We start from the raw sequence: 15057 nt of genomic DNA on the forward strand, positions 1-15057 counted from the left end.
TTAAACGGATTTAAACATTTAATAATTTTTACTCTTGGGCCTGCCAAACATTGTTTTCCTCATTTATATCTGCCATTAGTTGGGATGGGTCCAATACAATGGCCTTAATGTTATTGAGTTCCTTATCCAAGATAAATTCGTAATTGGAATATGCCCAGGGCCAATCTTGCAATACGGTTCTTTTTAAATGGGGATATGGATTCTCTTTTTCGCCATACATCATACGCAAGGGAGCGTAAAATGTTTCTTGGGTACCATCATTGTACAGCACCAAAATATCTAAGGGCATGGGCATAAGACCAATTCGTTCCAAGCTTACCTTGGTTTTTTGTCCCTCTGCCTCTACCGTTTTAATACCGTAATCTATGGTGTTTGTCGTTTGGGTCCAATCAGTAAGGTACCAGTCCAACTCCATCCCGGAAACCTTTTCGGCAGTTCTTTTAATATCGTTTGGGGTAGGGTGTTTAAATTTAAAGTCCTGATAATATTTCCTGAGGGTTTCCATAAGTTTATCCTGACCTATGATATATCCCAACTGCGATAGGAAAATGGCTCCTTTGCTATAGGCGGCAACCCCATAGGCAAAATTTAGCTCATATCTATCGGAATGGGTGGTTTGGGGCTGTTCTTTACCGGAAGCCACCAAATTATAATATCCTTGATAGGAGCTTGCAAAGGGATTTTCCTTTTTTTGGTCCATGATCTGGTCCATACACAGACTGGAGATAAAGGAGGTAAAGCCTTCATCCATCCATTCGTGTTTGGATTCGTTGCTCGCCAGCACATGTTGGAACCAGGAATGTGCCAATTCATGCACCATAACCCCAACCAGGCTTCCATAATTTCTACCACCAGTGATAAGGGTACTCATGGCGTATTCCATACCACCATCGCCTCCTTGTATCACCGAATATTGTTCATAGGGATAATCGCCAATATTTTTATTGAAAAACTGCATGGCCTCGGCCGTTTTAGGCTGAAGCTTTTTCCAATTTTCTATAATTTCCTTATCGTTCTTATATAAAAAATGAAGCATTGGCCCATTTTCAACCTTTAGGGTATCGTGAAGATAGTCCGGATCGGCGGCCCACATAAAATCATGCACCATTGGGGCCTTAAAATGCCAGGTAAGGGTTTTGCCCTTGGTCTTTTTTATTTTTGTTCCAGGAGTTTCGTAGCCATGACCTATTTCTTCGGGGTTCTGTAAATAACCGGTTCCCCCTACCACATATTTTTTGTCCAAGGTAAGCTTAACATCAAAATCGCCCCATACTCCATGAAATTCTCGGGCAATATAGGGATCCGCATGCCAACCTTCAAAATCGTATTCAGCCAATTTTGGGTACCACTGACTCATGGAGAGCGCTACCCCTTCACTGCTGTTTCTACCGCTTCGCCTTATTTGTAACGGTATTTGCCCATTGAATGTCATTTCAAAGGTGGTTTTTCCACCAGCGGGAATGGGTTCATTTAATTCAACAACCAAAATTGTTCCTTCCTCCACAAAGGAAACGGCTTGGTTGTCCTGAGTTAGGGAAGTAACCCTGAGATATCCTATTTCTTCAGGGTTCAGGCTTGCAATCCTACTTTTCCCATTTGCCATCATTCTACCGTCCGGATCGGCAATGCTTTGTAAGCGCATATCCATTTCACTACCAGGTTGAAAGGCATTGAAAAAAAGGTGATAATACACTCTGCTCAGTTCATCCGGGGAGTTATTGGTATAGACCAATTTTTGGGTTCCCTTGTATTGATAATTGTCAACGTCGACGTTTACATCCATGGAATATTCCACATGCTGCTGCCAATAGGAAGTATTGTTCTGCGCTTCCAATTGCGCAGTTAAGCTGAGAATGGCAATCACCAATCCAAAAAAAAGTCCTTTGTTATGTCTCATACCTTCAATTTGAATAATCTATTTTTTTAAGTTCATGGGCTGCCTATATTTTTAGGCTGTCCAATGAGTTTTACTTATTCATTATAGTTTTATTTTCCCTCTGGAAACGGCATCTGCCATAATTAAGGCATTGTAAGCGTTGACCATTTTACCGGATTTTGAGATTTTTTGAAAATCCATTGCCTTTGAGGCATCACCATCTACCACTACTTTGGATTTGGTAGTAAGTCCGGAATTCAACAATATCGCCTTTACTTGGGAAGCTGATAATTTTGGATAAAAAGATCTTACAAGGGCGGCAACTCCTGCAACAGCAGGCGCGGCCATGGAAGTACCTCCCTGAAAATCGTATTCATTGTTGGGCATGGTGGAATAGATATCATCACCAGGGGCAAAAACATCTACGTTTATAAGGCCATAATTGGAAAATGAGGCCACCATTTCGGAACCATATTTGCTTGTCAATGCGCCCACAGTAATTACGTTATCCGCTATTTCTGGACCATTATTGATTTGATCGTTGGGGAAATTTGGATTATTTGGGTCATCAAGGTCTTCGCCGGAGTTTCCTGCCGCATGTACAAAAAGAACATCATTGTCCGCTGCATATTTAATGGCTTCGTAAACCCACTCGGCATTTGGAGAATAAGCTTTTCCAAAACTTCCATTGATAATTTTGGCGCCGTTATCTACGGCATAACGTATTCCCAAAGCAATATCCTTATCGTATTCATCTCCATTGGGTACTGCCCTGATACTCATAATTTCTACATTGTCCGCAACCCCGTTGGCTCCTAGACCATTATTTCTTTTTGCGGCAATAATACCGGCAACATGGGTACCATGGCTTTCATCATCGACCCTGTTTTTAGGATTTCCGTTTCCGTAGCCCCTATCATCGAAGTTATAAGGATCATCCCCTACTATTTTTCTGCCATCAAAATCCACATTAAGATTATAGTTAAGTTGATCGGAAAAATGTTTAATACCATCCTTAAGTTCTGAAATAACCTCTGGTATGGTATCCTTTATGCTCAACATTTGCATTAAAATACTAACGTTTCTCTGCATGCTTTCGTCATTGGATTCAATTTCGGTCAGGTCTTTTTTGGTATAACTGTCTTTCCCCAAAAGTTCCTTAACCTCTTCATCTGCATTTTGGACTGCTTGCAGTATTTGTTCGTACTGTCCTTTGTTTTGAAGGGCTTTTTGATAATCCTTGTCCAGGTCGCTTTTGGCCTTGGCCTGAAGGGAGGCATCCCCTAGTTTTTTGCCCACAATTCTTGCCATTTCCAATTGCTCGTTGTAGGATTCCCCTAAAAAGTTGTAACCGTGTATATCGTCTATATAACCATTGTTGTCATCGTCCTTATTGTTTCCCGGAATTTCTCCCTTATTCACCCAAAGTACGTCTACCAAATCCTCATGGGTAAGGTCCATTCCTGAATCCAACACGGCAACAATTACTGTTTCCCCTTTTTTATTCCCGATTATTTCGGAGTAGGCCTTGTCCACGCTCATCCCTGGAATGGTGTCGGTAAGCAAATCCGTGTGTCCCCAATTCTTTTTTTCAGCTTCGGTTAATTCCGATATTTTTAAAGGTACGGTATCAATATTTTCAATTGGGGTGGAAACTAGCGCTGTACTACCACAGCCATAAAGTAAAATAGAGGCCGACACGGCCAAAATAGTTCTGTTCAATGTTATTGTCATTTATTTATAGTGTTAGATTAGAATGTCTTATTAAATTGATTTCCAGAAAATTTTGTTTGAAAGCTTTCCATGAAGCCATGGTCTGCTATAAATAGGAGTCTATTATTTATCATATTATTCAAAAAGCTGGGCAAAGGTATGTATTTCTTTTAAACGTATTCCCTTGTCCGTTGTTTGTAGGGTACAGATTTGGTTATGGGCATCGTGTTCCAAGAACAGATAATAATCGTCTTTGACGGCCTTATCCAAAAAAAGCGCTTTTTCTGAAAGAGTCAATAGCGGCCTTGTATCATAGCCCATAACATAGGGCAGTGGAATATGGCCAGCGGTGGGGAGTAGGTCCGCTGCAAATACCAGAGTCTTATTCTTATAGTTAATATGGGGTATCATCTGTTTTTCCGTATGTCCGTCCACAAACAAAATTCCAAAATCCAATTCCGATTTTTCCGCGAAAGGGTTTCCCGTTCTTTCAACAAACCGCAACTGCCCACTTTCCTGCATGGGTATCAGGTTTTCTGTTAAAAAGGAGGCTTTTTCCCGAGCATTTGGTTCCGTGGCCCATTGCCAATGGGCTTCGTTGGTCCAAAAAACGGCATTTTTAAAAGCGGGTTCGTAACCGGTTCTATCCTTGTTCCATTGTATGCTTCCCCCACAATGGTCAAAATGCAAATGGGTCAGGAAAACATCTGTAATATCATCCCTGTGAAAGCCATATTTTTTTAGGGATTTATCCAAGGATTGGTCTCCCCACCTATAGTAATACCCAAAGAATTTATCGGATTGTTTATTGCCCATCCCGGTATCTATCAAGGTAAGTCGGTCGCCATTCTCAATTAATAGACACCTTGCGGCCATATCTATCATATTATTTGAATCTGCCGGATTGGTCCTGTTCCATATTGATTTTGGTACCACACCGAACATGGCCCCTCCATCCAACTTAAAATTTCCAGATTCAATAGGGTATAATTTCATAGATAACCTAGTGTATAGACGGTGCAAATTAACAAAAGCACCAAGGATATTTCTTGAAACTTGATTTTATTAGTGGTTTTTTAACACTTTATCAGCATTTTATCATTGGTGTTTGGCTATTGAAGGTAAACAACACTTTCCTTGGACTTTATAATGTCCTTATAATGAAATGGTCGTTTTTGGCCATTTTCATCGAGAATTAAAATGGGTAGGATGTCCTTATTTTTGGCATTGTTTTTAAACCAATTTCTGGTGGAGATTTCCTTTTCTATCTTTTCTGTCCTTTGCTCAAAATTGTTCGTGGTTATTTTGTAGGACCAAGGCACCATATCTGTTTTGTTGGCAAACAGGGAAGAGGCATCCATGTGTTCCAATAGATTTAGTCCTACCCCATTTTCAACCGGGGAGACCAGTACTATTCTGTTTGGGATGTAAAAGGAGTTATAGGCCAATTGTGCGGAAAGAAGATTAATCTCGCTATTGCCCGTTAGTGCTATAAAGGTATTTTTATTTAAGGCGTTCGCCTCTTCAAACGCGTCCTCCCTAAGTCCGTTTCCATAGATTGCCTTTAAGCCCTGTGCCTTGGCTTCGTTTACCAAATCCTTATTGTAGTCTATTAGGATAACTTCGTTTTGTTCGGCTAGTTGCTTGGCAATATAAAGCCCCAAAGGATTTGCGCCAAGTATCAGGTAACCATTACGAGCGTCCTGTTTTACCAGCTCCCCGAGCTTTTTGAGCCAATTGGTGGTCCAAGTTAGGAACACTGGTACCGTAAGGGTGGTAGAAATGGCCATAAACACCAATATTGAAAAAATTTCCTGTGAAATAATGTTCATCTGAAGGCCTATTCCTGCAATAATTATTTCTACGGCCCCTCTTCCGTTCATACCGGTACCAATAGTAAACCCTTCCCGCCAACCGTATCCGCTGGGCAGATAAAAAAGTGTGGTTCCCAATATCTTTCCTACAACGGCACCTACAATGACACATATCAGAAGGGCCAGGTCTGTTTGAAAGACATCCAAAGTAACATGAAAGCCGGCTGTAACAAAAAAAATGGGCGCTAGAAAACCTATGGAGATATCATGAAAGACAGCTGAAACATCTTTGAGAATCTGTCTGGAAAAAACACTATCCCTAATAAAGAGTCCGGCCATAAAACTTCCCAAAATACCATGAAGTCCGGCAAGTTCGGCCAACTCAGAAAAACCAAGCACCATTATGATTAAAATGGTAACGAGTACTGTCCGGCTTGTTAGCTTGGCCTTTGTGAGCAATTTACCCAAAAGCGGAAATAAATAGATGCCGATTAACATGGCAATGCAGAAAAAAAGGATTGCTTTCCCTGCCACCAATGCGAGCCCTGCGGTATCAATACTTCCAGCTTCTACATAACCTATAATTCCAGCAAAAATAATAAGCGCCAAGGTGTCCGATATCAGGGCTCCCGCCATAAGCACATAAGCAATTCGCGTATCCAGAAGTTTAAGGTCTACAAGAATTCTACTCTTGGTGGCCAAGGAAGTGACCCCAACAGCAATCCCAACAAAGAGTCCGGCAATATGGGTTCCCCCAAAATGTAAAATGGTGTAATAACCAAGCCCAAAAGGAACAACGAATCCACCAATGGCAGCAAGCAGGCCTGCCCATGAGGCTTTCCCCAGATCCTTAAAGTTAATTTCCATGCCAATATAGGCCATGAGGAAAAGAATCCCCACTTCCGCCAAAATGTCGAGGTCAGTCGAGGTTTCCAATACGGCCAACAAGGCAGGGCCCAAAATTATTCCAATCAAAAGTTCCCCCAAAATGGCGGGGAAACCCATACGTTTGGCCAGAATCCCCCCAAGCCAGGCAGCGGCCAATACCATCAACAGGTTTACTATATTCAGTTCTACCATAGTAGTAATTTATTGGAGGGAAAACCGATGATAAAATACCTAAAAATTGGTTAATCCCAAAGAAACTGGAAACTTTATATTATTGTCCCTAAAAGTTGGTGCTTTTGACCTATTCCCTGTAATGAATTGCCTTTTCCAAATAGGGAAAATTGGCAATTTTTAATCGGGAGCCAAGGTTTTTTTACCATAGATGGATTTTTTCTATATTAAAACTTATCTTGCTTCAAATTTTCTTATGGTAGAACTAGCGGGAATAATTGTTCTTGGTATCATTGCACAATGGGTGGCATGGCGCTTTAAATTACCGGCCATTTTGCCCCTAATTCTTATAGGTTTATTGGTAGGACCTATATCTACTTTGTTTACGGAGGACGGTACCAAATTAATAAGACCCATTTGGAATAAGACCGAAGGTTTGTTTCTGGGGGAGAGCCTATACCATTTTGTGTCCTTGGCCATAGGTGTAATACTATTTGAGGGCGGACTTACCCTGAAACGTTCCGAGGTAACTAGAGTAGGCCCGGTGATTACCAAGTTGATTACCTTGGGTAGTGCAGTTACCTTTTTTTTAGCAGGTACAGCTGCACATTTTATATTTGATTTACCTTGGCAAATCTCCTTTTTGTTCTCGGCGCTCATAATTGTTACAGGACCAACGGTGATTACCCCTATTCTTAGAAATATTCCTTTGAAAAAAGATCTATCGGCGGTATTGAAATGGGAAGGTATTTTGATAGATCCCATTGGTGCCCTTGTAGCGGTATTGGTCTTTGAGTTTATCAGTATCGGGGAGGGGACAGGCTATACCCAGACCGGTCTTTTGGAGTTTGTAAAGGTGTTGTTACTAGGGTTTACCTTTGGTTTCTCCTTTGCACATGCCCTGACCTTGGCTATTAAAAAAAATTACGTACCCCATTATTTGTTAAATGTGGTATCCTTGTCCGTTGTGCTTTCGGTTTTTGTTATTTCCGAGCTTTTCGCACATGAATCCGGGCTACTCGCCGTGGTGGTCATGGGTATGGTCATGGGGAATACACAACTGCCCAATATTAAGGAGCTGCTCTATTTTAAGGAGTCGCTTAGCATACTTTTGATTTCTATGCTTTTCATTTTGCTTTCGGCAAGTATGAATTTACCCGAACTGGAACTGTTGTACAGCCCTAATACGCTTATACTTTTTGCTATTGTAGTTTTTGTGGTAAGACCTTTGGGGGTGTTTTTGAGCACCATGCGTTCCAATCTTAATTTTAGGGAAAAATTGTTTATAAGCTGGGTTGGTCCCAGGGGGATTGTTGCTGCAGGGATTGCCTCATTATTTGGTTCCAAATTAATCTTGCGAGGGGAACCTGGAGCGGAATATATTACTCCACTGGTATTTATGATCGTTTTGGGAACCGTACTTCTCAATGCATCAACCGCAAGGTTCATGGCCAAATTGCTCGGGGTATTCTTGGAAAAGTCCGAAGGCATTCTCATTATAGGTGCTTCCAAGGTGCCTAGATTAATAGCCAGTTATCTTAAGAAGAATAATAGGCACGTGGTATTGATAGACAATAACCAAAACAATATAGAAAAGGCTAAAAACCTTGGGCTCGAGGCCTTTGTGGCCAATATCTATTCCGATGCCCTAACGGACAATATAGAATTGAACGATGTTGGATATTTAATGGCATTGACGGGTAACTCGGACATCAACGAATACGCTATTGAAACCTTTAAGAAGGAATTCGGGGAACAGGGTTCATTTAGACTAGTGAATTCGGATGAAATGAACGACCCTGAAAATAATCCAATGGAAGGTCTTTTTTCCCATACCGATGACTTTATTACCCTGACCGAAGCCGCTAGAAGCAATCCTGTAATTCATGAAATAGAATTAAAGAGCAAGGAACATTATGAGGGCCTTATAGAAATTACCAAAGCGGATAAGGATATTGTTCCAATTTTTATAAAGACCTTGGACGGGGATTTAAAAATTATTTCTTCCTTTAGTAAAAATTTTGAGGATATTAAGGAAGGCAGTAAGTTGGTGTATCTTGGAAAGTTATTGGAGGCTGACAAGCATGATAAGAAACAGAAAATTTAAGTGGCCAGTTACAATACATGGGCGTGTAGCCCATATGGCCTTTCCAAAAATAATTGTTGAATAATACCAAATAGAAAGAATACTTTAAGTTATAATTTAATCCAGCTGCATTGAATCCACTTCTAGTTTTAGCGATCATTTCCATTTATTTTGTTTTGTTAATGACCATTTCGTATTTCACTTCAAAGAATAGAAGTGACGAGTCTTACTTTACGGGGGACCGGCAATCGCCTTGGTTTTTGGTGGCCTTTGGAATGGTGGGGGCAGGGCTTTCAGGAGTAACCTTTGTATCCCTTCCAGGGATGGTAGGCAATAACAATTTCTATTTCTACCAATTTATTCTTGGGAATGTTGTGGGCTATCTCTTCATTACCTTTGTGCTGATTCCATTGTACTACAGATTAAGGCTGGTATCCATTTATGGTTATTTGGATCAGAGATATGGCGTAAAGACGTATAAGACTGGGTCGCTGTTCTTTTTAGTGTCACAATCCTTTGGGGCAGCCTTGCGGTTACTGTTGGCCTCAAAAATTCTTCAATTTGCCTTATTTGATCAACTCAATATTCCGTTTCCCATAACGGTAATCATCATCTTGCTGTTGGTTTGGTTGTACACCAATAAGTCTGGAATAAAGACCATTGTTTGGACAGATACCTTACAGACGACCTTCTTGGTATTGGGCGCCATAATTACGATTTATACCATTACTTCCTCCTTAAATCTATCGTTTTCAGGAGCCATTCAACAGGTTACGGAACATAAGTATTTTGAAGTTTTCAATTGGGAAAACAAATCGAGCAATAATTTTTTCAAACAGTTTATTGCTGGTATTCTTGTGGCCATCGCCATGATAGGATTGGATCAGAACATGATGCAAAAAACATTGACCTGTAAGAATCAATGGGACGCACAAAAGAATACTTTGACCTACAGTTTAATTTTGGCCATCACCCAATTCTTGTTTTTGGGGTTGGGAATCCTATTATATATATATGCGGAGAATAATGGTATCACGTTGGCCGTAGGCGAAAATGGAGCACTTTTGGATACCGATAACCTGTTTCCCGATTTGGCATTGAACCACCTTGGTGTTTTTGCCGGGATCAGTTTTTTGCTGGGAATCATTGCGGCATCATTTTCCAGTGTGGATTCGTCCCTTACTGCGCTAACCACTTCCTTTACCTATGATTTTCTGGATATCTCACATAAATCCAGTGCTGATAAAAAAAGGCTTAAAAACTGGGTTCTACTTGGGTTTTCAGGGGTATTGTTTTTAATAATAATGCTCTTTGCAAACAGCAGGGGAGATGTGGTATCGCTTATATTCAAAGTAGCCGGGTATACCTATGGCCCGTTATTGGGCCTTTATATGTTGGGGATGTTTACCAAAGTTGCCGTTAAGGATAAATGGGTACCCTTCATTTGTGTGTTGGCTCCGGTACTTACCTATTTATTGAGTATCTACTTTGCCCAATCCTTTAATTTCGATTTTGGATTTATCAATATAGCGGTCAATGCCGGACTTACCATATTGGGATTGTTATTGGTAAAACGCAAGGGAGAAACCGCCAAATCCCAATAGGATAGAATTCTATTGGGAAATCCTTCAAATATAAAATCTATATGCAATTATTGGCAAGGTGATGCCAATAGAATAATCTTGGGCAATATTCCAGTCCTAAATATTCTGATTAGTCGTTTAGTTTAAGCACCGCCATAAATGCCTGCTGGGGTATTTCTACGTTTCCAACTTGGCGCATACGTTTTTTACCCTTCTTCTGCTTTTCCAACAATTTTCTCTTTCGCGAGATATCACCACCATAACATTTGGCGGTAACATCCTTTCTTAAGGCCTTAATGGTTTCCCTGGAAATTATTTTGGCCCCGATCGCAGCTTGGATGGGAATATCAAATTGTTGCCTTGGAATCAGTTCGCGTAGCTTCTCGCACATTTTTTTTCCAATATTGGCAGCGTTGTCGGCATGTATTAAAGCGGACAAGGCATCAACAGGTTGTGCGTTTAGCAATATATCTACCCTTACCAATTTGGAGGTGCGCATACCTATAGGTGCATAATCAAAGGAGGCATATCCTTTGGAAACCGTTTTTAACCTATCGTAAAAGTCGAATACAATTTCTGCCAGCGGCATATCAAAATTCAATTCTACCCTTTCCGTGGTCAAATAGGTCTGGTTGGTAATCTGCCCTCTTTTATCTATACATAAGGACATAACGTTACCAACAAAATCGGCCTTTGTTATAATCGTTGCCTTAATGTATGGCTCCTCTACGTGATCTAAAGTTGATGGATCCGGTAGATCGGATGGATTATTGACGATAATAGGTACATCTGGATTCTTGCGGGTAAAGGCATGGTAACTAACGTTGGGTACGGTGGTGATTACCGTCATATCGAACTCCCGCTCCAAACGCTCCTGAATGATTTCCATGTGCAGCATTCCAAGGAAACCGCAACGAAAACCAAATCCAAGTGCTGCACTGCTTTCTGGTGTAAAGACCAAAGAGGCATCATTTAGCTGCAATTTTTCCATGGAGGAACGCAGTTCTTCATAATCTTCCGTATCCACCGGATAAATACCGGCAAATACCATTGGCTTAACATCCTCAAATCCTCCGATAGGATTTTTGGTTGGGCTTGCCGCATCAGTAATGGTGTCCCCTACTTTTACTTCCCTAGCATCCTTTATACCAGTAATAAGATAGCCAACATCTCCGGCCTTTATACTTTGCTTTGGATGTTGCACCAATTTTAGGGTTCCCACCTCATCCGCGTAATAGTTTTTGTCCGTGGCTACAAATTTTATTTTTTGACCCTTTTTTATTTCCCCGTTAATAACCCTGAAATAGGTTTCTACCCCTCTAAACGGATTGTAAACGGAATCGAACACCAAAGCCTGTAGGGATTCATCCGGATTGCCTTTGGGCGCTGGTATACGTTCTATAATGGCCGTCAAAATTTCTTGGATTCCTAAGCCCGTCTTAGCACTTGCCGGGATAACGTCCTCTGGTTTACAACCCAATAAATCAACAATGTCATCGGTAACTTCTTCTGGGTTGGCACTGGGCAGGTCTACTTTATTCAATACAGGAATAATCTCAAGATCGTTTTCCAGAGCCAAATAAAGATTTGAAATGGTCTGGGCCTGTATACTTTGGGCAGCGTCTACCACCAATAGGGCACCTTCACAGGCTGCTATGGAACGAGATACTTCATATGAAAAATCCACATGTCCCGGAGTATCTATAAGATTGAGTACATATTTCTCGCCATTATACTCATAATCCATTTGAATGGCATGGCTTTTAATGGTAATCCCACGCTCGCGTTCAAGATCCATACTATCCAACAGCTGGTCCTGCTTTTCCCGTTCCGTTACCGAACCAGTAAAGTCTAACAACCTATCAGCCAAGGTGCTCTTGCCGTGATCAATATGTGCAATAATGCAGAAATTCCGTATGTTTTTCATGTATGCCTAATTTACCTGTACTGAATTTGTAATATAAAAATGCGTTTCAGTATCCCTTTTCCCGTGATCGGCATTTCATTGTAATCCAATGCAGATCAAAGCAACTGCAAAGATAGGCTTTATCCATGATTTTTAAAGTAAAAATCTCCAGAGTGGTTTTTATGCTGCTACAGGGATATAATTTGGTAGATCATATTAGGGAATTTCTAGTGTTAAATGGACGGTTTGTAGATTTTTACTACAAATTTTGGAGAAACCATTGTGGGGTGTTAATAAAAAGTTAACTTTAAAAATTTTATAACGGATATGCCACTGTTTGTGACAATGCTAAAGGTTTCGACCCTATTCTTTCTCTTAATCTGTATCCCTGCAATGGGTCAAGAATACAAGGTTTCAGGCCATGTTAAGCAAACAGATGGTACTGAGGTGGCTTTTGCAAATATACTGCTTTACAAGGTATCCGATACCAGTTTTTTTAAAGGAGCCGCATCTGATGAAAAAGGTTTTTTTTCTTTCGACAATATAATCCACAACCAATATTTGATACGTGCCAGTTATATAGGGAACCATTCCCCTTATACAATGGTAGAGGTAAACTCCGATCTGGACATAGGTCCGCTCTATATAGACAATAAGGGCCAGGAATTGAACGAGGTGGTCGTAGTCTCCCAAAAACCATCGTTGGAACAAAAGGTAGATCGGTTGGTCTTTAATATTGAGAACACAGCGCTTTCGGATTCGGATTTATGGGATGTTCTTAAGAGTACACCCACTGTATTTGTTATGAACGATGAGATTACGGTGAAAGGGGAAAGAGGGGTTCAGATAATGATAAACGATAAGAAAGTGAACCTTCCACCGGAGGATATTCTTAATCTTTTAAGTGGCACTTCGGCAAAAGGAGTCGAGTCCATTGAGGTAATAACTACACCGCCGGCGAAATATGATGCTGAAGGCGGGACCTTGATCAATATTAAAATGAAGAAGAATTTGGTGGCGGGCTACAATGGTTCCGTTTACAATAGATATAGTCAAGGGGTATTTCCCCGACAAATGCTAGGAACTAATCATTATTTTAAGGGGAAGAAGCTGGAATTATCTGTTAATTACAGCTTTACTCAGAACAAGATATTGACGAATTATACGGATATCACCAATTTTATCGAGGAAGGTGAGATTACGGACACTTGGACTTCAGATCTGGAGGTCATCTATAGAAGTAAGAAGCACAATACCAGTGCTTTTTTGGATTATGCCATTAATGATAACAACAACCTAAGTTTTTCGGCATTAGCGACCCTTACCCCTTCTTACCTCAGCAGGGATTTTTCAGATACAAAAATACAGGATGCCAATGGTAGCAATACATCAGGGTTTCTTACATTGAACGATGCCAAATTCGAGTCGATCAACGCGGCTTTTTATCTGGATTATAAGCACAAATTTAACGACCAGGGCTCCAATCTGGCAGTGAATTTGCATTATACCCATTATGACTATGATAAAGATCAGGAATTGGAAACCGATTTTTACGATAGTAACAGGGTCATAGTCGGGGAGAATAATTTTAACACCTTTAATCATCAGCACACCCATTTGTACAGTGTACAGTCAGATTTTGTTTCGCCTTTAGGGGAGAGCGCCAATTTTGAGACCGGCATAAAATATGCACTCATAGATTCTGAAAGCTATATAACCCAAGAAGGGTTTGATAGGGAGCAGGAGGGTATAGAACCTACCGAGGACGGGTTATTTTTGTATGATGAGGGAATTTTAGCCAGTTATGCAAGCGTTGACGCCAAATGGAACAAATGGTCATTGAAATCCGGATTAAGGGCGGAGTATACAGAAACCAAAGGGGATTACAGTCATACAGAGGAAAAGATCAAAAATCATTATTTGGAATTTTTTCCAACGTTATTTTTGCAGTTCAACCCCAATAGAAAACATAGGTTTGGGTTTAATTATAAAAGAAGTATCATACGACCTAGTTATAGTAAAATAAACCCGATCCAGGTCTTTCAGAGCAATAGTTCCGTAGTAGAAGGTAATGTAAACCTAAAACCCTCTTTTAAGAATTCGGTAATTTTCTCCTATAGCTATAACAAGGATTACACCTTTGAGCTTTTTTATAGGTACCATAGGGATATTATGAGATTGCTGACCTTTCAGGACAATGAAAGTAAATTGTTGCGATTTATTACGAATAATGTGGATAGGGAATTGGCCTATGGGTTGGATTTTATTTATCGCAAAGATGTTACAAGGTTTTGGGACACCTATTTTCTTTCCTCTTATTTTTATGGTGCAGAGCGTTTTACGGATATTCAATCGCAGAACAAGATAGACCAGGGCCTTTGGACCTTGCTGTTACAGTTTAGTAATAACCTGACCTTTTTAGAGGATAGATCCCTGACGGCCAATATAGATTTCTCCTATGTTTCACCTGTCATCACCGGTAATTCCAGACAGGAATTCTATAACGAATGGGGCATTACACTGAAGAAAAACGTTTGGGGTAAAAAAGGAACCGTCACTATGGGGGTAACCGATGTATTTAGGCAATTTAAATTACGGAACACCCGAAAATATGACAATCAATTTAATATCTCCATCTATAAACCTGACGCGAGAATATTTTCGCTTGGGTTTAGGTATAACTTTGGCAATATGAAGATTAGGGATAACTACAAATCCAAAGACACGGATGAACGGGATAGGCTTTAATATCCACCCACCAAGGCTCCACAAACCCCTAGGCTAACCAGCATATAGACTCCGGCCAAAATAATTAAAATTTTGCCGGCTTTTTTCTTCCGCTTTGACCTCAATATTAAGCCTATAACCAATAATAGAATGGCCGGACCGAACATAATCAAAAAAAGGATTGCCACTAGTCCGCCCAAGTTACCTACTTCTAAAGGAAGGGATAAAATATACATAGCTAAAATTGAAGATTAAATATACCATAAAATTATAATAGGCCTGGGAGAAAAATG

At 40.4% G+C, this 15057-nt stretch carries 8 protein-coding genes; 3 read left to right on the forward strand and 5 right to left on the reverse strand.

Translation table 11 applies throughout. The annotated features are described in order from the left end of the window. Positions 1-28: 28 nt before the first annotated feature. From BUA60_RS02470 to BUA60_RS02485, 4 genes are all read right to left on the reverse strand, one after another. Positions 29-1897 carry a M1 family metallopeptidase gene (locus BUA60_RS02470; protein WP_072860150.1) on the reverse strand — a complete coding sequence of 623 codons (1869 nt, stop codon included), beginning with the start codon at positions 1895-1897 and terminating at the stop codon, positions 29-31. A gap of 81 nt (positions 1898-1978) precedes the next feature. Beyond that, positions 1979-3610, reverse strand: a complete 1632-nt coding sequence (locus BUA60_RS02475; RefSeq protein WP_072860151.1) for a S8 family peptidase — start codon at positions 3608-3610, stop codon at positions 1979-1981. A gap of 114 nt (positions 3611-3724) precedes the next feature. Beyond that, a complete protein-coding gene (locus BUA60_RS02480; RefSeq protein ID WP_072860152.1) occupies positions 3725-4585 on the reverse strand; it encodes an MBL fold metallo-hydrolase in 861 nt (286 codons plus the stop codon). A 116-nt stretch (positions 4586-4701) separates the two neighbouring features. Continuing rightward, a complete protein-coding gene (locus BUA60_RS02485; protein ID WP_072860153.1) occupies positions 4702-6483 on the reverse strand; it encodes a cation:proton antiporter in 1782 nt (593 codons plus the stop codon). Positions 6484-6718: 235 nt separating this feature from the next. Between BUA60_RS02485 and BUA60_RS02490 the strand changes: the two genes are divergently transcribed. Continuing rightward, positions 6719-8569 carry a cation:proton antiporter gene (locus BUA60_RS02490; protein WP_072860818.1) on the forward strand — a complete coding sequence of 617 codons (1851 nt, stop codon included), beginning with the start codon at positions 6719-6721 and terminating at the stop codon, positions 8567-8569. A 110-nt stretch (positions 8570-8679) separates the two neighbouring features. Beyond that, on the forward strand, positions 8680-10152 hold the full coding sequence (locus BUA60_RS02495) for a sodium:solute symporter (RefSeq protein WP_072860154.1): 1473 nt from the start codon (positions 8680-8682) through the stop codon (positions 10150-10152). Positions 10153-10261: 109 nt separating this feature from the next. On the opposite strand, the gene lepA is transcribed toward BUA60_RS02495, so the two are convergent. Further along, on the reverse strand, positions 10262-12058 hold the full coding sequence (gene lepA, locus BUA60_RS02500; protein ID WP_072860155.1) for a translation elongation factor 4: 1797 nt from the start codon (positions 12056-12058) through the stop codon (positions 10262-10264). Positions 12059-12430: 372 nt separating this feature from the next. On the opposite strand from lepA, the gene BUA60_RS02505 reads away from it, so the two are divergent. Next, entirely contained in the window at positions 12431-14785 is a 2355-nt protein-coding gene (locus BUA60_RS02505) for an outer membrane beta-barrel family protein (RefSeq protein ID WP_218587879.1), read from the forward strand. Positions 14786-15057: the final 272 nt, after the last annotated feature.

The sequence above is a fragment of the Arenibacter palladensis genome (assembly GCF_900129275.1).
GTDB lineage: Bacteria > Bacteroidota > Bacteroidia > Flavobacteriales > Flavobacteriaceae > Arenibacter > Arenibacter palladensis.

Bases quoted from the DNA above. Each gene is read 5' to 3' on its own strand.
- BUA60_RS02490 (WP_072860818.1), top strand. From the start codon at position 6,719: ATGGTAGAACTAGCGGGAATAATTGTTCTTGGTATCATTGCACAATGG.
- BUA60_RS02470 (WP_072860150.1), bottom strand. From the start codon at position 1,897: ATGAGACATAACAAAGGACTTTTTTTTGGATTGGTGATTGCCATTCTC.
- BUA60_RS02485 (WP_072860153.1), bottom strand. From the start codon at position 6,483: ATGGTAGAACTGAATATAGTAAACCTGTTGATGGTATTGGCCGCTGCC.
- BUA60_RS02475 (WP_072860151.1), bottom strand. From the start codon at position 3,610: ATGACAATAACATTGAACAGAACTATTTTGGCCGTGTCGGCCTCTATT.
- lepA (WP_072860155.1), bottom strand. From the start codon at position 12,058: ATGAAAAACATACGGAATTTCTGCATTATTGCACATATTGATCACGGC.
- BUA60_RS02505 (WP_218587879.1), top strand. From the start codon at position 12,431: ATGGGTCAAGAATACAAGGTTTCAGGCCATGTTAAGCAAACAGATGGT.
- BUA60_RS02480 (WP_072860152.1), bottom strand. From the start codon at position 4,585: ATGAAATTATACCCTATTGAATCTGGAAATTTTAAGTTGGATGGAGGG.